This window comes from Methylobacterium sp. J-001 (assembly GCF_022829565.1).
Taxonomy (GTDB): Bacteria; Pseudomonadota; Alphaproteobacteria; order Rhizobiales; family Beijerinckiaceae; genus Methylobacterium.
In genome coordinates this window covers 1-351 of the sequence record NZ_JAKSYN010000102.1, presented here as the reverse complement: position 1 = coordinate 351, position 351 = coordinate 1, and the positions used below count along the sequence as shown (strand labels likewise).

At 54.7% G+C, this 351-nt stretch carries 1 pseudogene; it reads left to right on the top strand.

The window, feature by feature from the left end:
* Nucleotides 1-196: pseudogene (locus MKK65_RS11180) on the top strand (Crp/Fnr family transcriptional regulator); the annotation flags it as partial.
* Nucleotides 197-351: the final 155 nt, after the last annotated feature.

The window sequence follows — 351 nt, the reverse complement described above, 5'->3', positions numbered from 1 at the left end:
CAAGGTACTCTCGGACGGCCAGCGCCAGATCATGGCCCTCCTCGTGCCGGGCGATTTCTGCGACCTGAACGTGTTCATCATAGACGAGATGGACCAAAGCATCGGTACGATCTCTGCGTGTAAGTTAGTGGACATCCCGCGTCAGTCAATAGACGAGATCACAGCGCGTCACACCAGTATCGCACGCACCTTATAGTAGTGCTCCACGGTCGTAGGCGTCGTGCTGCGCAAGTGGCTTGTCAACAAGAATGGACTTTCACCAGCTCATCGCAGCGGTAACCATCTAGTCGATTTATTATAGAGACCGGATGCTGTCGGCTGTAGCAGCGCCGATAGCTACGTGTACCTGTC